General features: G+C 59.0%; 22 protein-coding genes. 18 read left to right on the top strand and 4 right to left on the bottom strand.

Translation table 11 applies throughout. The annotated features are described in order from the left end of the window. Window positions 1-43: 43 nt before the first annotated feature. The 18 genes from ACR3EN_RS03070 to ACR3EN_RS02985 all read left to right on the top strand — a co-directional run bounded on the left by ACR3EN_RS03070 (window position 44) and on the right by ACR3EN_RS02985 (window position 16,301). Entirely contained in the window at window positions 44-466 is a 423-nt protein-coding gene (locus tag ACR3EN_RS03070; protein ID WP_480819097.1) for a GFA family protein, read from the top strand. 157 nt (window positions 467-623) lie between these two features. Continuing rightward, window positions 624-839: a DUF1127 domain-containing protein gene (locus ACR3EN_RS03065; protein ID WP_480819098.1), complete on the top strand. Its 216-nt coding sequence runs from the start codon at window positions 624-626 to the stop codon at window positions 837-839. Between the two features lie 201 nt (window positions 840-1,040). Beyond that, window positions 1,041-1,514, top strand: a complete 474-nt coding sequence (rplO, locus tag ACR3EN_RS03060) for a 50S ribosomal protein L15 (RefSeq protein WP_480819099.1) — start codon at window positions 1,041-1,043, stop codon at window positions 1,512-1,514. A gap of 109 nt (window positions 1,515-1,623) precedes the next feature. Further along, entirely contained in the window at window positions 1,624-2,988 is a 1,365-nt protein-coding gene (secY, locus tag ACR3EN_RS03055; protein WP_480819100.1) for a preprotein translocase subunit SecY, read from the top strand. Next, window positions 2,985-3,632, top strand: coding sequence for an adenylate kinase (locus ACR3EN_RS03050; protein ID WP_480819101.1), 648 nt, complete (start codon window positions 2,985-2,987; stop codon window positions 3,630-3,632). Before secY ends, ACR3EN_RS03050 begins: the two co-directional genes overlap by 4 nt. 210 nt (window positions 3,633-3,842) lie before the next feature. Further along, window positions 3,843-4,211, top strand: coding sequence for a 30S ribosomal protein S13 (gene rpsM / locus ACR3EN_RS03045; RefSeq protein WP_008757392.1), 369 nt, complete (start codon window positions 3,843-3,845; stop codon window positions 4,209-4,211). Between the two features lie 15 nt (window positions 4,212-4,226). Continuing rightward, window positions 4,227-4,616, top strand: a complete 390-nt coding sequence (gene rpsK / locus ACR3EN_RS03040) for a 30S ribosomal protein S11 (RefSeq protein WP_008757289.1) — start codon at window positions 4,227-4,229, stop codon at window positions 4,614-4,616. 114 nt (window positions 4,617-4,730) lie between these two features. After that, window positions 4,731-5,747: a DNA-directed RNA polymerase subunit alpha gene (locus ACR3EN_RS03035; RefSeq protein WP_170377644.1), complete on the top strand. Its 1,017-nt coding sequence runs from the start codon at window positions 4,731-4,733 to the stop codon at window positions 5,745-5,747. A gap of 118 nt (window positions 5,748-5,865) precedes the next feature. Beyond that, the gene (gene rplQ, locus ACR3EN_RS03030) at window positions 5,866-6,285 is read left to right on the top strand and encodes a 50S ribosomal protein L17 (RefSeq protein ID WP_170334079.1); all 420 of its coding nucleotides are present in this window, start codon (window positions 5,866-5,868) and stop codon (window positions 6,283-6,285) included. 131 nt (window positions 6,286-6,416) lie between these two features. After that, window positions 6,417-7,802: a trypsin-like peptidase domain-containing protein gene (locus ACR3EN_RS03025; protein ID WP_480819102.1), complete on the top strand. Its 1,386-nt coding sequence runs from the start codon at window positions 6,417-6,419 to the stop codon at window positions 7,800-7,802. Between the two features lie 3 nt (window positions 7,803-7,805). Next, window positions 7,806-9,116 (top strand): replication-associated recombination protein A, encoded by a 1,311-nt coding sequence (locus ACR3EN_RS03020; RefSeq protein ID WP_480819103.1) that lies wholly within the window; start codon window positions 7,806-7,808, stop codon window positions 9,114-9,116. A gap of 76 nt (window positions 9,117-9,192) precedes the next feature. After that, on the top strand, window positions 9,193-10,236 hold the full coding sequence (locus tag ACR3EN_RS03015; protein ID WP_480819104.1) for an RluA family pseudouridine synthase: 1,044 nt from the start codon (window positions 9,193-9,195) through the stop codon (window positions 10,234-10,236). Next, window positions 10,233-10,907, top strand: a complete 675-nt coding sequence (locus tag ACR3EN_RS03010; RefSeq protein WP_480819105.1) for an HAD-IA family hydrolase — start codon at window positions 10,233-10,235, stop codon at window positions 10,905-10,907. The genes ACR3EN_RS03015 and ACR3EN_RS03010 overlap by 4 nt, the downstream gene beginning before the upstream one ends. Window position 10,908: 1 nt before the next feature. Continuing rightward, window positions 10,909-11,616 carry an ATP12 family chaperone protein gene (locus ACR3EN_RS03005; RefSeq protein ID WP_480819106.1) on the top strand — a complete coding sequence of 236 codons (708 nt, stop codon included), beginning with the start codon at window positions 10,909-10,911 and terminating at the stop codon, window positions 11,614-11,616. A 205-nt stretch (window positions 11,617-11,821) separates the two neighbouring features. Then, window positions 11,822-12,838 carry an amino acid ABC transporter substrate-binding protein gene (locus ACR3EN_RS03000; RefSeq protein ID WP_480819107.1) on the top strand — a complete coding sequence of 339 codons (1,017 nt, stop codon included), beginning with the start codon at window positions 11,822-11,824 and terminating at the stop codon, window positions 12,836-12,838. A 124-nt stretch (window positions 12,839-12,962) separates the two neighbouring features. Next, complete coding sequence (locus tag ACR3EN_RS02995; RefSeq protein WP_480819108.1) at window positions 12,963-14,195, top strand: amino acid ABC transporter permease; 1,233 nt, start codon at window positions 12,963-12,965, stop codon at window positions 14,193-14,195. A gap of 3 nt (window positions 14,196-14,198) precedes the next feature. Further along, window positions 14,199-15,497: an amino acid ABC transporter permease gene (locus tag ACR3EN_RS02990; protein ID WP_480819109.1), complete on the top strand. Its 1,299-nt coding sequence runs from the start codon at window positions 14,199-14,201 to the stop codon at window positions 15,495-15,497. Window positions 15,498-15,509: 12 nt separating this feature from the next. Continuing rightward, window positions 15,510-16,301: an amino acid ABC transporter ATP-binding protein gene (locus ACR3EN_RS02985; protein ID WP_269149813.1), complete on the top strand. Its 792-nt coding sequence runs from the start codon at window positions 15,510-15,512 to the stop codon at window positions 16,299-16,301. 151 nt (window positions 16,302-16,452) lie between these two features. Here the strand turns inward: ACR3EN_RS02985 and ACR3EN_RS02980 are convergent, their stop codons facing one another. The 4 genes from ACR3EN_RS02980 to argB form a co-directional block, all read right to left on the bottom strand. Beyond that, window positions 16,453-16,872 (bottom strand): hypothetical protein, encoded by a 420-nt coding sequence (locus ACR3EN_RS02980; RefSeq protein WP_480819110.1) that lies wholly within the window; start codon window positions 16,870-16,872, stop codon window positions 16,453-16,455. A 275-nt stretch (window positions 16,873-17,147) separates the two neighbouring features. Next, the gene (locus tag ACR3EN_RS02975) at window positions 17,148-17,645 is read right to left on the bottom strand and encodes a SixA phosphatase family protein (RefSeq protein WP_480819111.1); all 498 of its coding nucleotides are present in this window, start codon (window positions 17,643-17,645) and stop codon (window positions 17,148-17,150) included. Further along, window positions 17,642-18,310 carry a ferredoxin gene (locus ACR3EN_RS02970; RefSeq protein WP_480819112.1) on the bottom strand — a complete coding sequence of 223 codons (669 nt, stop codon included), beginning with the start codon at window positions 18,308-18,310 and terminating at the stop codon, window positions 17,642-17,644. Before ACR3EN_RS02970 ends, ACR3EN_RS02975 begins: the two co-directional genes overlap by 4 nt. Before the next feature lie 18 nt (window positions 18,311-18,328). Beyond that, window positions 18,329-19,192, bottom strand: a complete 864-nt coding sequence (gene argB / locus ACR3EN_RS02965; protein ID WP_480819113.1) for an acetylglutamate kinase — start codon at window positions 19,190-19,192, stop codon at window positions 18,329-18,331. Window positions 19,193-19,213: the final 21 nt, after the last annotated feature.

Raw genomic sequence — 19,213 nt, 5'->3', positions numbered from 1 at the left:
ACCGCTTTGTAAGAAGCTGAGAAACACCGGAGGGGGAGAGCTCGTGACGACACGCGGAAAGTGTTTTTGTGGACAAACCCGTTGGGAATACGATGGGGAACCCAACTGGGCCTGCTATTGTCACTGCGATGATTGTCGCAGAAATTGTGCCGCCCCGGTCGTTGCATGGCTTGGCGTACCTCTGACCAGTTTCAGGTGGTCTGCGCATCCACCGAAGACGCTTGAAAGCTCAAAAGGTGTTTTCAGACATTTTTGTGAAAACTGCGGCTCACCCATGGGCTTTGAGGCTGATCATTATCCGGGCGGGATGCACCTTTACGCGGCTTCGCTTGAGGCCCCGCAGGCGTTCAGGCCGACATTCCATGTGAATTATCAAAGCAAACTCCCATGGTTTGATCTCCAAGATGACCTGCCAAAATATGACGGCACGCTTTTCGACAACCCGAACGAGCATGATCATTACTGAGGATATTCATTGAGTCTCTGCTATGCTGCTGATGCAAAACGGCTAGACCCAAAACTGCATTGTTAGCGATATCTTTCGCCCTTATCTGAGCGTTGTCCACAAAGGAACAAATGGAAACGCCCGGGGAATGCGCCCCGGTACAGAAAGGAAATTAGATATGGCACATACAGCTACTCTGACACATGGCGGCTTCAATCTGAGCGCCCGCATTGCAAACCTGTTCGAGCGCGTAAAAGAAAACCGCGCGCGCGCTGCGGAATACCATCGCACCTATCGCGAGTTGCAAAACCTGAGCAATCGCGAGCTGGACGATATCGGTGTCCGCCGCTGCGATATCGCTGATATCGCGCGTGAACACGCCTATTGCGCGTAACACATCACTCACTCACGGAAGAAGAGGCGCCATCCCGGCGCCTCTTTTGGTTTTGTGCGCTGTGATACAACACATCTTGCAACCAAAGCCGGGACGCTGTAGAGCGCTCCAGTGGATTTCCGTCCACGAGAATCAAAACCAAGAAACGCCGTGGTTGACCCATCACGCTTCGGGGGTCACATCCGGCTTAGGAGAAGCGAAATGAAACTGAATGAATTGCGCGACAATCCTGGCGCAGCACCGAAACGCACCCGCGTTGGCCGTGGTCCAGGTTCCGGCAAAGGGAAAATGGGTGGCCGTGGTATCAAGGGTCAGAAATCCCGTTCGGGTGTGGCCATCAACGGCTACGAAGGCGGCCAGATGCCGCTGTACCAGCGCCTGCCCAAGCGCGGCTTCAACAAGCCGAACCGCAAGGCGTTCGCCGTTATCAACCTGGGCCTGATCCAGAAATTCGTCGACGCCGGCAAGCTGGACGCAAAGGCTGCGATCACCGAGGATGCGCTGGTTGCATCTGGTCTGGTGCGCCGCAAGCTGGACGGTATCCGCGTTCTGGCCAAAGGTGAAATCACCGCGAAAGTGAACCTGGAAGTCACTGGTGCTTCGAAGTCTGCCGTTGAGGCGGTCGAGAAAGCGGGCGGTTCACTGACGGTAACAAAAGCTGCTGCGGCAGAGTAAGCGCTTGTGAGCGGGCCCAGACCCGCTTACATAGACCTCAGAGTTTTCCAAGACGCCGCCCGAGCCGGAAAACGGTTCCGGGCGGTGTTTGCATAAGAGAGACCGATTTATGGTATCAGCAGCAGAACAAATGGCAGCCAACACAAGCTGGGCTGCTTTGGGCAAAGCCACCGATCTGCGCAACCGCATCCTGTTCACGCTGGGTTTGTTGATCGTCTATCGTCTGGGCACCTTCATTCCGGTGCCGGGGATCGACGGGCAAGCGCTGCGCGAGTTCATGGAGCAGGCGGGGCAGGGCATCGGCGGCATGGTTTCGATGTTCACCGGCGGGGCGCTGGGTCGAATGGGTATCTTTGCCCTCGGGATCATGCCCTATATCTCGGCCTCGATCATCGTGCAGCTGCTGACATCCATGGTTCCCGCGCTCGAACAACTCAAGAAAGAGGGCGAGCAGGGCCGCAAGAAGATCAACCAGTATACCCGTTTCGGCACCGTCGCTCTGGCCACCGTTCAGGCCTATGGTTTGGCCGTATCCCTGGAGTCGGGCGATCTGGCGACAGATCCGGGCATGTTCTTCCGCTTGTCGACCATGATTACGCTGGTCGGCGGCACCATGTTCCTGATGTGGCTGGGTGAGCAGATCACCGCACGCGGCATCGGCAACGGTATCTCTCTGATCATTTTCGTCGGTATCATTGCCGAGGTTCCCGCGGCACTGGCGCAGTTCTTTGCCTCGGGTCGCAGCGGCGCCATCAGCCCCGCGGTGATCGTCGGTGTGATCGTAATGGTCATCGCGGTGATCACCTTTGTGGTGTTCATGGAGCGCGCTCTGCGTAAGATACACATTCAATACCCGCGCCGACAGGCTGGCATGAAGGTTTATGAAGGCGGGTCGAGCCACCTGCCGGTCAAGGTCAACCCATCGGGCGTTATCCCAGCGATCTTTGCAAGCTCGCTGCTGTTGCTGCCGGTGACGATCTCGACCTTCTCGTCGGGTGCGACGAACGGGCCTGTGATGTCCTGGCTGCTGGCCAACTTTGGCCCCGGTCAGCCGCTGTATCTGCTGTTCTTCGCCTCGATGATCGTGTTCTTTGCCTATTTCTACACGTTCAACGTGGCGTTTAAGCCGGACGATGTGGCAGATAACCTCAAAAAGCAGAACGGGTTCATTCCCGGTATCCGTCCGGGCAAGAAAACCTCCGAATATCTGGAATATGTGGTCAACCGCGTGCTGGTTCTGGGCTCGGCCTATCTGGCGGCTGTCTGTCTGCTGCCGGAAATCCTGCGGGGCCAGTTCGCCATTCCGTTCTATTTCGGCGGCACCTCCGTGTTGATTATCGTCTCGGTGACCATGGACACGATCCAACAGGTCCAAAGCCACCTGCTGGCGCATCAATATGAAGGGCTGATCGAAAAGTCCCAACTGCGCGGTAAATCCAAGAAACGCGGCAGAAAGGCACCGTCCCGTCGATGAACATCATTCTTCTCGGCCCCCCGGGGGCAGGCAAAGGTACGCAGGCGCGTCATCTGGTTGACACCCGCGGCATGGTGCAGCTCAGCACAGGAGACATGCTGCGCGAGGCCAAAGATAGCGGCACTGAAATGGGCAACCGCGTGGCCGAGGTGATGGCAAAGGGTCAACTTGTAACCGATGAGATCGTCATCGGCCTGATCCGCGAAAAGCTGGATGCCGGTGCCGAGGGCGGTTTTATCTTCGATGGCTTCCCTCGGACGCTGGCCCAGGCCGATGCTTTGGGCGAGTTGCTGGCGAGTACCGGCAACAGTCTTGACGCCGTCATCGAGATGGAAGTGGATGACGCCGCTCTGGTTCAGCGCATCACCGCGCGCTCGACCTGTGGCGGCTGCGGTGAAGTCTATAATGACATCACCAAGCCGATCCCCGCAGAAGGCAAATGCACCAATTGCGGTAAAGAGAATGACTTCAAGCGCCGTGCAGACGATAATGAGGAAAGCCTCAAGACCCGACTGATGGAATATTACAAGAAAACCTCTCCGCTGATTGGCTATTATTATGCCAACGGGCAACTCACCAAGATCAACGGTCTGGGTGAGATCGGAGAGGTTCAAGGTGCGATTTCGGACGTTCTGAACGGCTGACGCAACACGGTTTCTGATATGGGCTTGACGTCAAGTCCAAAAGCCCATATCGACCCACATCCCTCTGGGAATCACTATCGCGCGCGGGATTCGTCCCGGCCGCCCCGACCACCTCGAATAATGCTGGACCCACTGGCGACACTGCCACGGTCAAGCGTTGTGAAAAAAGGTTCTGGAGTTACGGAACCGCAACGAAAAGGAAAGTGACACGTGGCACGTATTGCCGGCGTAAACATCCCGACTGCAAAGCGGGTACCAATCGCCCTCACATATATCACCGGTATCGGAAACACCTCGGCCAAAGCGATCTGCGAAGCCGTAGGCATTGAAGCGCACCGTCGCGTCAATGAACTGTCCGACGCCGAAGTTCTGGCCATCCGCGAACATATCGATGCAAACTTCACCGTTGAAGGTGACCTGCGTCGTGAAGTTCAGATGAACGTCAAGCGCCTGATGGACCTGGGCTGCTATCGCGGTCTGCGTCACCGCCGCAACCTGCCGGTTCGCGGTCAGCGTACCCACACCAATGCTCGTACCCGCAAAGGCCCCGCAAAGGCCATTGCCGGTAAAAAGAAATAAGAGGGGGTCTGACTGATGGCACGTGACAAGACTCGCGTTAAGCGCAAAGAGCGCAAGAACATCGCATCGGGCGTTGCCCATGTGAACTCGACCTTCAACAACACCAAGATCCTGATCTCGGACGTACAGGGCAACGCCATCTCGTGGTCGTCTGCCGGTACCATGGGCTTCAAAGGATCGCGGAAATCGACCCCCTACGCCGCTCAGATGGCTGCAGAAGATGCAGGCAAGAAGGCGCAGGAACATGGCGTTAAGACGCTGGAAGTCGAAGTTCAGGGCCCCGGTTCGGGCCGTGAATCTGCTCTGCGCGCGCTGGCTGCCGTGGGCTTCAACATCACGTCGATCCGCGACGTGACACCGATCGCTCACAACGGCTGCCGTCCGCCGAAGCGTCGTCGCGTCTAAGCGATTTTGAATTAGGCTGGGGCTGTGTTTTTGCACGGCCCCAGCACGTCATTTTGAACCTCGGGCGTCTGCACCTTGTTGGTCATGGGGCGCGGACAGGAATGGAGGGATTACATGATCCACAAGAATTGGGCAGAATTGATCAAGCCGACCCAGCTGGACGGCAAGCCGGGCAACGACCCTGCGCGTCAGGCAACTCTGGTCGCTGAACCGCTGGAGCGTGGCTTTGGTCTGACCCTGGGCAACGCGCTGCGCCGCGTTCTGATGAGCTCGCTGCAAGGCGCGGCCATCACCAGCGTTCAGATCGACAACGTCCTGCACGAGTTCTCCTCGGTTGCAGGTGTCCGCGAAGACGTCACCGACATCATCCTGAACCTCAAGGGCGTGTCGCTGCGCATGGAAGTCGAAGGGCCCAAGCGCCTTTCGATCAATGCCAAAGGCCCCGCAGTTGTCACCGCTGGCGACATCAGCGAAAGCGCTGGTATCGAGGTTCTGAACCGCGATCACGTCATCTGCCACCTGGACGATGGCGCCGACCTGTTCATGGAACTGACCGTCAATACCGGCAAGGGCTACGTCTCGGCTGAAAAGAACAAGCCCGAAGATGCACCCATCGGCCTGATCCCGATCGACGCGATCTATTCGCCGGTCAAAAAGGTTGCCTATGACGTTCAGCCGACCCGCGAAGGTCAGGTTCTGGACTATGACAAGCTGACCCTGAAGATCGAAACCGATGGTTCGATCACGCCGGAAGACGCGCTGGCCTATGCTGCGCGCATCCTGCAGGATCAGCTGTCGATTTTCGTCAACTTCGACGAGCCGGAATCGGCTGGCCGCCAGGACGAAGACGATGGTCTGGAGTTCAACCCGCTGCTGCTCAAGAAAGTCGACGAGCTGGAGTTGTCGGTCCGTTCGGCAAACTGCCTGAAGAACGACAACATCGTTTACATCGGCGACCTGATCCAGAAGACCGAAGCCGAGATGCTCCGCACCCCGAACTTCGGCCGCAAGTCGCTGAACGAGATCAAAGAAGTGCTGTCCGGCATGGGTCTGCACCTCGGCATGGATGTCGAGGACTGGCCGCCCGACAACATCGAAGATCTGGCGAAGAAATTCGAAGACGCGTTCTAAACGCGTCTTCCCCAATGCCCGGGCTTCCGGGGACCATACGGGCACTTCCGCCCCAAGGAGAGCCGGTGACACGCATCGCCGGCCAGACAAAGCAAAACGCTAAAGAAGGATTAAGAAAATGCGTCACGCACGTGGTTACCGCCGCCTGAACCGTACTCATGAGCACCGCAAGGCGCTGTTTGCGAACATGGCTGGCTCGCTCATCGAGCATGAGCAAATCAAAACGACTCTGCCCAAGGCAAAAGAACTGCGCCCGATCATCGAAAAGCTGGTCACTCTGGGCAAGCGCGGCGACCTGCACGCTCGCCGTCAGGCCGCAGCACAGCTGAAAGAAGACAAAGACGTCGCCAAGCTGTTCGAAGTTCTGGGCCCCCGCTACGCCGAGCGTCAGGGCGGTTATGTCCGTATTCTGAAAGCTGGCTTCCGTTATGGTGACATGGCCCCGATGGCGATCATCGAATTTGTGGATCGCGATGTCGACGCCAAAGGCGCGGCCGACAAGGCCCGTGTTGCCGCCGAAGAGGCTGCAGAAGAATAAGATCAGGCATATTGCCGATCAGAAACCTCCGTTCGGGCAACCGGGCGGAGGTTTTCTTTTGGCGCATCGCCTGCTTGCAATCATGGCGCGCGGCCAGCATATCTGGGCTGATCCAAATCCCCGGAGCCCCCATGATCCGCGCCTTTCTGACCCTGATTTTTTTCGCAATTGCGACCCAAGGTACCGCCGAGACGCGGGTGCCCCAGTCGCAAGCCGAAATCAGCCTCGGGTTTGCCCCGGTGGTCAAGCAGGCCTCGCCTGCCGTGGTGAACATCTACGCCAAGATCGTGCGTGAGGGGCGTGTCAATCCGCTGTTTTCCGACCCGTTCTTCCGCGATTTCTTTGGCCGAGGGTTCAATGAGCCCCGGCAGCGGGTGCAGAACTCGTTAGGGTCAGGCGTGATCCTGTCGGCGGATGGCTATGTGGTTTCGAACTATCATGTGGTTGGTACCGCGACCGAGATTCGTGTGGTGACAACCGACCGGCGTGAATACTCGGCGCAGGTGGTTCTGGGCGACAAGGAAAGCGACATCGCGATCCTGCGGCTGGAAGAGGCCGAGGACCTGCCATTCCTGACGCTGCGCGACTCGGATCACGTTGAGGTCGGAGAGCTGGCGTTGGCCATCGGCAATCCGTTTGGCGTAGGGCAGACCGTGTCGTCGGGCATCATTTCAGGGCTGGCACGCACCGGGACAGCGACCGGCAATGCGCGAGGCTACTTCATTCAGACGGACGCGGCGATCAATCCGGGAAACTCGGGCGGGGCGTTGATCGACGTGAATGGTGATCTGATCGGCATCAACACCTCGATCCTGACGCGTTCCGGCGGCTCGAATGGCATCGGTTTTGCCATCCCGGCCAATCTGGTGGCCGAATTCCTGCGGCAGGCGCGGGCGGGCAATGACCGTTTCGTAAGCCCCTGGGCAGGTATCGCGGGTCAGCATATGAGCGCGGATATCGCCGAGTCTCTGGGTCTGACTTTTCCCATGGGCGTCGTGATCTCGGACATCCATCCGCTCAGCCCTTTGGGCGAGGCCGGGTTGCGGGTTGGGGATGTTGTGACCCATGTGGATGGGGATGAGGTGAACTCACCCGCCGAGATGAAATTCCGCATGTCGGTGGCGGGTGTGGGCGGCACCTCGGTCCTCACGCTCCTGCGTGGGGATCAGAGCGATGATATCAGCGTTGCGCTGGTCAGGGCTCCGGAAACACCTGCAGCGGACGAGACCACTCTGGACGACAACACAGTGATGCCCGGCCTGACCGTCTCGCGCATCAACCCGGCGGTGATCACACGGCTGCGGCTGCCCCTGTCGGTGACCGGCGTCGTGGTTGTCGATGCAGCCCGGTACGGCGGGCGTTCGGGCCTGCGGGCGGGCGACGTGATCAGCAGTATCAATGGGGTCGAGATCGCCGAGCCCTCCGACGTGACCAAGGCGCTGACCGACCCCGGCCGCCGTCTGCAGTTTGAGATTCAGCGCGGCGGGCGGTCTGTGTCGCTGCGGTTCCGGTTGTGACCTGTGTCTGATCTGTTCGATACCGGCGGGGCCGAGCCTGCCGCGCCCCACCGCCCGCTGGCGGACCGGTTGCGCCCGCAATCGCTGACCGAGGTGATCGGGCAGGAACAGGTTCTGGGCCCGGACGCGCCTTTGGGGGTGATGCTGGCTTCGGGCAGCCTGTCCAGCCTGATTTTCTGGGGGCCACCGGGGGTCGGCAAGACGACGATCGCGCGTCTGCTGGCGCAGGAAACCGACCTGCATTTCGTGCAGATCAGCGCCATTTTCACCGGTGTGCCCGATCTGAAAAAGGTGTTCGAGGCGGCGAAGATCCGACGCCAGAACGGGCAGGGGACGTTGCTGTTCGTCGACGAAATCCACCGGTTCAACAAGGCGCAGCAGGACGGGTTTCTGCCGCATATGGAGGATGGCACCATCCTGCTGGTCGGGGCCACGACCGAGAACCCTTCGTTCGAATTGAACGCCGCTGTGCTCAGCCGGGCGCAGGTGCTGGTGCTGGAACGGCTCAGCCTTGCTGATCTGGAACGGTTGACCCAGCGCGCCGAGAAAGAGCTGGGTCGTGCCCTGCCGCTGACCCCGGCGGCGCGGGATGCGCTGCATGAGATGGCGGATGGCGATGGGCGGGCGCTGCTGAACCTGATCGAACAGGCGGCGGCGTGGAAAACCGAAAAGGCGCTGACGCCCGAGGCGCTGTCGACCCGCCTGATGCGCCGGGCCTCGAAATACGACAAGTCGGGGGACGAGCATTACAACCTGATTTCGGCCCTGCATAAATCGGTGCGGGGATCGGACCCGGACGCGGCGCTCTATTGGTTCGCGCGCATGTTGACCGGCGGGGAAGACCCGCGCTTTCTGGCCCGCCGCCTGACCCGCATGGCGGTCGAGGATGTGGGGCTGGCTGATCCGCAGGCACAGGCAATCTGTTTGCAGGGGTGGGAAACCTATGAACGGCTGGGCTCACCCGAGGGTGAGTTGGCGCTGGCGCAGGCGGTGGTGTATCTGGCGCTGGCTCCGAAGTCCAACGGAGCTTATGTGGGCTATAAAGCCGCGATGGCGTTGGCCAGGAAATCGGGCAGCGAACCGCCACCCAAGCATATTCTGAACGCGCCGACCTCGCTGATGAAGGATCAGGGATATGGCAGCGGCTATGCCTATGATCACGACGCAGAGGACGGGTTTTCGGGCCAGAACTATTTCCCCGACGACATGGAGAGACCGGCACTCTATCAGCCTGTCGAGCGCGGGTTCGAGCGCGAACTGAAAAAGCGGCTGGAGTATTTCGCCAAACTGCGGGCGCAGCGGAACGCGCGGTAGGGCTGTCTTGACTCTTTGCGCGCGGCGCGCGACAGACGCGTGTTTCGGGGCCGGACATCAGGCAAGGGGCAAGGATATGAGCGGCGTACAGATGATCATCGTGGCGGAAGGCGATGGCGAGCAGCGGCTGGATCGCTGGCTGCGCCGCCTGTTCCCGCATGTCAGCCAGGGCCGGATCGAGAAGATGTGCCGCAAGGGCGAGCTGCGGGTCGACGGCGGACGGGTCAAAGCCTCGACACGGTTGGAGGTCGGGCAGTCTGTGCGCGTGCCGCCGCTGCCCGATGCGGACCATAAGCCGGTTGAGGTGAAGCACCGTGTCTCGGATGCGGATGCGAAGATGATCCAGTCCTGCGTGATCTATCGCGACGACCATGTTCTGGCGCTGAACAAACCCCATGGCCTGCCGGTGCAGGGCGGCAGCGGCCAGACCCGCCATGTGGACAGCCTGTCCGAGGCGCTGCGCTTTGGCTATGACGAGAACCCGCGCCTTGTGCACCGGCTGGACAAGGATACCTCCGGCGTGCTGTTGATGGCGCGCACGCGCGAGGCGGCCAAGGGCTTGACCGCTGCATTCCGCCACCGCAACACGCGCAAAATTTACTGGGCGCTGGTGGCCGGTGTGCCGACGCCCTATCTGGGCGAGATCAAGACCGGGCTGGTCAAAGCCCACGGTCATGGCAAGCAGGGGGAAGGCGAGAAGATGATCGCCATCCATTCCAGCGAAGTGAATGACACACCCGGCGCAAAGCGGGCGCATACGCTTTATGCAACGCTTTATCGCGTGGCGGGTCGGGCCGCATGGGTCGCGATGGAGCCTGTCACGGGCCGGACCCATCAGTTGCGCGCGCATATGGCAGCGATTGGCCACCCGATTATCGGCGATGGCAAATATGGCGGTTCGGGGCAGGAAAATCTCGGCGATGGCTGGGGCGCGCAGCTGGGCGGCGTGATCAGCAAAAAGCTGCACCTGCATGCACGGCGTCTGTCCTTTGAACATCCGATGACCCGGAAGCCGGTGGCGATCGAGGCCCCGTTACCGGAGCATATGAAGCACAGCTGGGATACTTTGGGCTGGACTGAAGACCTTGCCGCTGATGATCCGTTCGAGGAGCTGCGATGAGCACGCCCCTGCGGCTGGTTCTGTTTGATGTGGATGGCACTCTGGTCGACAGTCAGGGGGCCATCGTTTCGGCCATGACCGCCTGTTTCGAGGCGCTGTCGCTACCGGTGCCTGACCGCAGGGCGATTCTGTCGATCGTCGGCCTGTCCTTGCCCCACGCGATGGCGCGCCTAGCGCCAGACCAGCCTGAGAAGGTGCAGGGACAGTTGGTTGAGGGCTACAAACAGGCCTATCACGCGCAACGTCTGGAACAGGGTGCGGCAAGCTCGCCGCTTTATCCCGGTGCGCGCGCGGTGATCGAGGCGTTGCACAGGCAGGACGAGGTTCTACTGGGCGTGGCCACCGGAAAATCCCAGCGCGGCTTGGATGCGTTGCTCGAAGCGCATGGGCTTCAGCGCTATTTCATCACCCGACAGGTGGCGGATCACCATCCGTCGAAACCGCACCCGTCGATGATCGAAACCGCGCTGGCGGAAACGGGAGTGTCGCCCCAGCACGCGGTCATGATTGGTGATACCAGTTTCGATATGGAGATGGCTGCTGCCGCTCAAGTCGCCGGGATCGGCGTCAGCTGGGGCTATCACGACCGGCCTGCCTTGCACGCCGCACACATGGTGATCGACGGGTTTGAACATTTGCCAGACGCACTGGCCAAGATCTGGGAAAACTAAGATGAGCGACTGGAAACCCAAACGCTTTTGGACGGAAAGCACCGTGGTTGAAGCCGAGGGCGGCCATACGGTCGAGCTGGATGGCCGCAGGGTGAAGACGCCTGCGAAGGCTGCCCTGATCCTGCCCACCCGCGCCATGGCCGAGGCTGTGGCCGCCGAATGGGATGCGCAGGAGAATGAGGTTGATCCAACCACCATGCCCTTCACCCGCTCAGCCAATGCGGCGCTGGACAAGGTGCAGCATCAGCATCCCGCGGTCGCCGACATGCTCGCGGATTATGGCGATTCGGATTTGTTGTGCTATCGAGCCACCCACCCGGAAGCGCTCCAGGCCCGGCAGGCCGAGGCCTGGGATCCGGCGCTCGACTGGGCCGCCGAGGCCTTGGGCGTAAGGCTGATCCCGCGGGCCGGGGTGGTGCACCAGCCACAGGATCCGCAGGCTTTGAAAAAGCTGCGCGCGGGGGTTCACGCGCTCACGCCGTTTCAGATGGCGGCGTTTCACGATCTGGTCAGCCTGTCCGGTTCCTTGATTCTGGGTTTTGCGGCTGCTCAGAATTGGCGCAAACCGGATGAGATCTGGCGTATTTCCAGGCTAGACGAACTTTGGCAGATCGAGCAATGGGGCCATGATGACGAGGCCGAAGCCGCCGCGCAGGTCAAAGAGGCCGCCTTTATGCACGCTAAGCGTTTCTATGATCTCTCCATCTGAGACCAGACGGACAAAATGACGATCTCGCCGCTAAATTCCGTCTGATTGACCTATCGATTTCCATGATCCGGCCCTTGACGTTTGCTGATGAATACGCCCAAACTCGGGCCACTAAAGGGGAGACACCTTTTGGGTAACCTTTCTGGTGCGCATGCGCCGGATCGAACCGTTCCGCTAAGGGGCGGAAAATCAGGAAGAGGTAAAAATGAAAAAATCCGTAATCTTGGGCGTGGCGACAATTGCCGGCCTGGCCGCCGGCGCCGCTGCGGCAGGGACCGTTGACGATGTCAAAGCACGTGGCAAGCTGAACTGCGGTGTGACCACCGGTCTGGTCGGCTTTGCTGCACCCGACGCGAATGGCGAATGGCAGGGCTTTGACGTCTCGCTGTGCCGCGCTGTTGCCGCTGCCGTTCTGGGCGATGCAAGCGCTGTTGAATTTGTTCCGACCACCGGTAAGACACGCTTCACCGCGCTGGCCTCGGGTGAGATCGACATGCTGGCCCGTAACACCACATGGACCTTCAGCCGCGATGTCGACCTGAAGTTCGAATTTGTTGGTGTAAACTACTATGACGGTCAGGGCTTCATGGTTCCCAAAGCATTGGGCGTGACCTCGGCCAAGGAACTGGACGGCGCGACCGTGTGCATCCAGACCGGCACCACCACCGAGCTGAACCTGGCGGATTTCTTCCGCTCGAACAACATCAGCTATGAGCCGGTTCCGATCGAAACCAACGCCGAAGCGCAGCAGCAGTACCTGGCTGGCGCATGTGACGTTTACACCACCGACGCCTCGGGCCTGGCCGCAACCCGCGCCACGTTCGAAAACCCTGGTGACCACGTCCTGCTGCCCGAAATCATCTCGAAAGAGCCGCTGGGCCCGCTGGTCCGTCACGGCGATCACGAGTGGGGCGATGTTGTCCGCTGGACCCTGAACGCTCTGGTCTCGGCCGAAGAGCTGGGCGTGACCTCGGCCAATATCGACGAAATGTCGGCTGGCACGGACAACCCAGAAGTCAACCGCCTCCTGGGTACCGAAGGTACGCTGGGCGAGATGCTGGGTCTGGACGCAGACTGGGCCGCCAAGGCGATCAAAGCCGGTGGTAACTATGGTGAGGTCTTTGCCAAGAATATCGGCGAAGAAACCCCGATCGGTCTGGCACGTGGCCTGAACGCACAGTGGACAGACGGCGGCCTGCTGTACTCACCGCCGTTCCGCTAAAATTTCGAAGGAGAGGGCGCGGGGCAACCTGCGCCCTTTTCTCATCAAATTGCTGCGGCGCGCTCGGGAGTGGGGAAAACCCCGCCAATAACGAAGCCTCCGCATGCTACGGGGATCTCAAAATATGTCGACTATGACTGACCCACCGAAGGCTGACTTTCGGTTGTCTATGCTCATAAACGATACCCGCTATCGCTCGCTTACATTTCAGGTGATTGCGGCCATCGTTATTGCGCTTAGCATCTGGTATCTGGGGAACAACCTGATCCAGAACCTCCGGGCCGCTGGCCTGAACATTTCCTATTCCTTTCTGGGCGATCCGTCCGGATACGACATTAACCAACGTCTGATCGAATATGACAGCCAGTCCTCGCACGGGCGGGCTGCGGTTGTTGGTATTCTCAACACGCTGCTGGTGGCCTTTCTGGCGTGTATCACAGCAACGGTGTTCGGTGTTATTGCCGGTGTTTTGCGCCTTTCGAACAACTGGCTCATCTCAAAACTGATGGCGTTTTATGTCGAGATCTTCCGGAACATTCCGGTTCTGATCTGGATTCTCATCATCTTCTTCATCATTACCGCTGCGATGCCAGCACCGAGGGCCTATTTGGGTGAGGATGCCGAGCGTGGAATGGCGCTTGGACTATTTGCCTTTACCAACCGGGGCATTTACGTACCGTTTCCGTACTTTACCGGCGGTTTTGGCGGCGTCGCGAATTGGTTGCTGGTAATCGCCGTGTTGGTTGCGTCCTATTTCTCGACGCGGGTTGTGAATAAAAACGCACAGCTAAAGCAAGAGAAAACAGGCGACAGGCCGAATACGTTGCTTTTGAATGCAGCGATCTGGTTCGTGCCGCTGATCATTGTTCTGTTTTTGCTGGGACTTTCCTGGGACCTGCCTGATCCTTTGGCAAACCGCTTCAATCTGCGCGGGGGTCTTCAGATCGGTGCGCCCCTGATCGCGCTATGGTTTGCTCTGTCGATCTACACAGGCGCCTTTATCGCGGAAAACGTCCGCGCGGGTATTCAGGCGATCAGCAAAGGCCAGACCGAGGCTGCCGCTGCGCTGGGTCTACGCCCTGGTCGGATCATGAATCTGGTGATCCTGCCGCAAGCTTTGCGCGTGATCATCCCGCCGCTGATTTCGCAATACCTGAACATCACCAAGAACTCGTCGCTGGCGATTGCTGTGGGATACGCGGACATCACCGCGACCTTGGGCGGCATCACGCTGAACCAGACCGGTCGTGCGATCGAATGTGTTCTGTTGCTGATGCTGTTCTACCTGACGGCCTCGCTGCTGATTTCGCTGGTGATGAACGTCTACAACGCATCCGTCAAGTTGAAGGAGCGCTGAGCCATGAGTGATCAAACGACAAATTCGATCGCCTTCGTGGCAGAAGGTACGATCCCTCCCTCACCGCCCCCGGCAAACGAGGTCGGTGTGGTCAAATGGATGCGCGAGAACCTGTTCTCGGGCGTGACCAACACGATCTTGACGATCCTCTCGCTGATCCTGATCTACCTCATCTTGAAGAATTCGCTGCCGTGGATTCTGAATGGGGTTTGGAATGCCAACTCGCTGGCCGAATGCCGCGAGATACTGGCAGGAAAAACAGGGGCCTGCTTTGCAGTTCTGACCGAACGTTGGCCACAGCTGATCTATGGATTCAAATATCCAACGGATGCCTATTGGCGGCCCAATCTTGCCTTCGTGCTGATGCTGGTTGCTTTTGCTCCGGTCCTGTTCTTCGACCTGCCGCGCAAGATGCTGATCTTTACCGGACTATACCCGTTTATTGCCTTTTGGCTGATCTGGGGCGGCACGATCCTTGCGCCATTGGTTGCTCTGGTGGGTTGTATCGCTGCGGGCGCGGTGTTTCAGAAACTGGGCAAGAACAGCTTTGCCGCCGGGTTCTTCGGTGCGATCATCGTTGCTTTGATCGTGTGGAATATTGGCGCGGCTCTGATCCCTGAAGGTGCGTCGGAAAATGCTTGGCTAAGCTATGTTCCCAGCCGGGATCTGGGCGGCTTCATGTTGAACATGATGCTGGGCGTGACCTGCGTGTCGCTGTCAGTGCCGCTTGGGATCGCTCTGGCGCTTGGTCGTCAGTCGAACATGCCGCTGATCAAATGGGTCTGTGTCATCTTCATCGAATTCATCCGTGGCGTGCCTCTGATCACGCTGCTGTTTGTGGCTTCGGTGATGCTGTCATATTTCTTCCCGCCTGACAGTACGGTCGACCTGTTCCTGCGCGTGGTGATCATGATCACCATGTTCTCGGCCGCTTATATCGCCGAGGTGATCCGCGGCGGTTTGGCTGCGCTTCCACGGGGACAGTACGAGGCTGCAGACAGTCTGGGTCTGGATTACCCGCAGGCGATGCGTCTGATCATCCTGCCGCAGGCTCTGAAGATCTCGATCCCCGGTATCGTGAACGTGGCCGTTGGCCTGTTCAAGGACACCACACTGGTTTCGGTCATTTCGATGTTCGATCTGGTGGGCATGATCCGCGGCCCCATTCTGGCGTCGACCGAATGGCAAGGTATCTACTGGGAGCTGTTTGGCTTTGCCGCGCTTCTGTTCTTCGTCGTCTGTTACGGCATCTCTCAATATTCCCAGTGGCTCGAGCGTCGCCTTGCCACGGATCATCGTTAAGGAGTTCAACATATGTCTGAACTTGCAGTAGAACGCGAAATCGACCGCTCGAAGATGCAGGTGAGCGACGAGGTCGCCATCGAAATCAACGGCATGAACAAGTGGTACGGGTCTTTCCATGTGCTGCGCGACATCAATCTGACCGTCAATCAAGGCGAGCGGATCGTGATCGCGGGGCCCTCAGGATCCGGTAAGTCGACTCTGATCCGCTGCCTGAACGCGCTGGAAGAACACCAGCAGGGCACGATCGTGGTGGATGGGACTGAGTTGTCGAATGACCTCAAGAACATCGACAAGATCCGGTCCGAGGTTGGCATGGTGTTCCAGCACTTCAACCTGTTCCCGCATCTGACCATTTTGGAGAACTGCACGCTGGCCCCGATCTGGGTACGCAAGACGCCCAAGAAAGAGGCCGAAGAGCGCGCGATGCATTTCCTTGAGAAGGTGAAGATCCCCGATCAGGCGTTGAAGTACCCGGGACAATTGTCCGGTGGTCAGCAGCAGCGCGTGGCGATTGCCCGCTCGCTTTGCATGATGCCGCGGATCATGTTGTTTGATGAACCGACATCGGCGCTGGATCCCGAGATGATCAAAGAGGTGCTCGACACCATGATCGAACTGGCCGAGGAAGGCATGACCATGCTGTGTGTGACGCACGAGATGGGCTTTGCCCGTCAGGTCGCCAACCGCGTGATCTTTATGGATGCCGGGCAGATCGTTGAACAGAATGAACCCGAAGAGTTCTTCAACAACCCGCAGAGCGAACGGACCAAGTTGTTCCTGAGCCAGATTCTGGGTCATTGAACCCGTAAACTTTAATAGGGTTTTCGGCGATCACGTCGGCATGACGAACTGTAAAGAGCCGCCACTTGTTTGGCGGCTCTTCTCGCAGATTTAAGTGCTTTCGCACCGGTTTGAAGTTAAGTGCAACAAGCTGCTGCTTAGAAAAGCACCTCTACTTGAGTTTCCATGTGTTCTTTCTCGGTTGTCCGTCTTCATAGATACGAAATTCGTTTGTGCTAATGCGTTCAACGCTCCAACACTTCTGACCCCAATCCCCTTTTTCGCACCACTGGTCGCCTTTGACGAACCAATCTCCGGAGTACTTGTCCTTTCCATTCCAAAGGCCATTGAGCTTGCCATTCTTCTTGCTTGTCGCCTTGCTATAAGCTTGTACCCAAGGCGTTTTTCCGTCGTTGTTGGATATCCCGGATATTTGGGCGCCGGGTATGGTCGCAAGAAGCTCTTCTTGGGTCATGAATTCCTGAGCAGACGCCATCGTCGCGGATGTGACACCAAGGGTTACTACCGCAAAAACCACTCTCGAAATGGCGCGCAGGTTTGTTAAGTTGAAGTTATAAGGCCCAAAAGACATGTAGTAGCCCTTTCTGATAAATTCGAAATTGTAGTCAATGTCCCGTGATCAAAAGACTGGAACGGCTAGTGCGCCGACCGTAGCACATAGCCTACAAATCACCAAAATCCCGGTCTGAGGGGTGCCGTAAACTCAGGCGGTCTCAGGGAGCGCATCTGACTGGCGCGTCGCGTGCTTGCGTTTTTTGGCCTTCACGCGCGAAGCTTCGGCGCAAGAGCTTGAGAGTTATTGTATCAATCTCTTTGGCAAAGATCGTGCTCACTCAGTGCACTGCGTTATTCCAGAAACTCGCGTGGGATGGCAAAGCCCAACACTTTTCCGCTGTGCCATTTTAGCTCTGTCCAGCCTGATATGTCGAACCGGATCACCGTCGTTGCACAGGTGGGATAATCATGAAACCGGCTATGATCCGGCGCGAGGGCCACGGCGCGGCCTGCAAACTCGCCGATTCCCGGATTGTGCCCCAGCATCAGCACGGTGGCCCCGGTTGCGGCTGAAAGCGCGCGCTTCATGTCTGCAGATCCGGCATGATAGAGCGATTTGTCGAAACCAACCTTACCCGCTTGCAAGCCCATGCGGTCCCATGTTTCTCGGGTGCGCGCTGAGGTTGAGCTTAGAACCTGATCCGGTAACCAGCCCTTTTCACGCAACCACAATCCGATCGCACGGGCCGATTTGCGCCCACGCTTGGTCAGGGGACGGTCGTGGTCGGCGAGCATGGGATCATCCCAACTGGATTTCGCATGGCGGGTCAGGATCAGGGTGCGGGTCATGATGGGTGAAAGGCCCGCATGTGATGGGCGGATTGCTCCGGATCACGCTCTGCCCCGGCGCTGAGCGGACAGGCAAGCCGGGCGAGGCATCCGCCAGTCATGCAGGTTTGGCCGTCTGGCGTATCCAGATGGTCGTGGCATGCCGCCACGTTGTAGAAATCCTCGGTGTTCAGCGCCTCAACCGGGCAAGCCGTCGCGCAGGGGGCGGGGCACGTGATACAAGGCGAGGGGCCAGGGGCTTGCGGGATCCCGAATTCATCAGGAAAATGCAGCGCGCCGCGATACGATATCAGCATCCCCACGGCATCATGTACCAAAGCGCCGACCGGACTGCTGAAGGCCCGCCCGGATTTCAACGCCCAGTCGATGAAGGGTGCATAGGGCGGACCACCGAAGGGAAAATGGGCCTGGGCACCTAAAGCCCCGGCCAGTTCTCCGATCACGCGGATTGACCAGCGATCGACCGGATCAGGGCCATCCCATTCCGGCGCGGCTTGCAGCACCGGCCAGAATGCTCCGGCGGTGCCCAGCAGGACTAGGGTGCCACCATCCAGTTGTTTGGCCTTGGATATGCGGGGATGAAGGGCCCCCATGACGATCAGGCCAACAGACCGGGCCGCCTTGTCAACGCGCGTGAATTCGGGGCTGGCGTTCGTCTGATCCATCTCGCGCCCCTAGTCCAATCAATCCGGTCGGATCAGCGAGCCGGCGCCGTGTTCCGTGAACAGCTCTAACAGAACGGCATTGGGCGCGCGGCCATCCAGAATGACCACCGCACGCACGCCGCTGTGCAGGGCATCCAGCGCGGTTTCGGTCTTGGGGATCATGCCGCCCGCGATGGTGCCTTCCAGCGTCATCTCGCGGATCTGACCGGCCTTGAGCTCGGTTACGACCTCTCCGGCGGCGTTCTTGACGCCTGAGACATCGGTGAGCAGCAACAGGCGATCGGCTTTCAGCGCCGAGGCGATCGCACCCGCAGCGGTATCGCCATTGACGTTGAATGTCTCACCCTCACGGCCGGCACCCAAAGGCGCGATTACGGGGATCACATCATGCGAGAACAGGTCGTGCAGCACTTTCGGGTTCATCTGCGACGGTGAGCCCACAAACCCCAGCGAAGGATCGGTCTGATCGCAGACCATCAGGTTCGCGTCTTTGCCGGACAAGCCTACAGCCGAGCCCCCCTGACCGTTGATCGCCTGCACGATGCGTTTGTTAACCAGGCCAGACAGTACCATCTCGACCACCTCAACAGTGGCTTTGTCAGTCACACGCTTGCCGCCGACAAACTCGGACTGGATGTCCAGCTTGCCCAGCATCGCGTTGATCATCGGACCACCGCCATGAACGATCACCGGGTTCACGCCGACCTGACGCATCAGCACGACATCACGCGCAAAGCTTTCCATCGCCTCGTCGCTGCCCATGGCGTGCCCGCCCAGCTTGATGACGACAATCGCGCCATCATAACGCTGCAGATAGGGCAGGGCGCTGTTGAGTGTGGCGGCGGTGGCGATCCAGTCCCGGTTCATGTCTCTTGTCTTCATGGCTATATGTCCCTCTGGCCA

Source organism: Ruegeria sp. G7 (genome assembly GCF_056535465.1).
Note: the sequence above shows the minus strand (reverse complement) of the source record. Positions and strands in the feature narration are given on the sequence as shown.